1 pseudogene is annotated in these 361 nt (G+C 60.7%); it reads left to right on the top strand.

Annotation, left to right across the window (positions count from 1 at the left end):
* Positions 1 to 361, top strand: a pseudogene (locus EE949_RS01355) (mechanosensitive ion channel family protein); the annotation flags it as partial.

The following is a 361-nucleotide window of genomic DNA, read 5'->3' as shown; positions in this document are numbered from 1 at the left end:
CGTCACCAACCAGTCCCGCCAGCTTGCCTACGCGTTCTTCTCGGTGCAGTTCACCTACGACTCGGACATCGATGACGCGCTGTCGCTGATCCGTGAAGTCGGGCACTCGATCACCGAAGATGTTCTGCTCAAGAACAACCTGCAAGGTCCTCTGGGAGTGTTCGGTGTGGATCGCATGGACCTCAACGGCGTGGTCCTTACCGCGCAGTTCCGCACCTCTTCCGGTGGGCAATACGCAGTCGGGCGTGCCTTCAACGAGCGGCTCAAGCGGCTTGTGGATAAACACCCGAGCGTGCGCTTCGCCCAGACTTATCCACAGATGGTGGTGAGCCCTGGCATCGCAGGGCCTCAGGCAGGTACC

This window comes from Pseudomonas viridiflava (assembly GCF_900602065.1).
Lineage (GTDB): Bacteria > Pseudomonadota > Gammaproteobacteria > Pseudomonadales > Pseudomonadaceae > Aquipseudomonas.
Note: the sequence above shows the minus strand (reverse complement) of the source record. Positions and strands in the feature narration are given on the sequence as shown.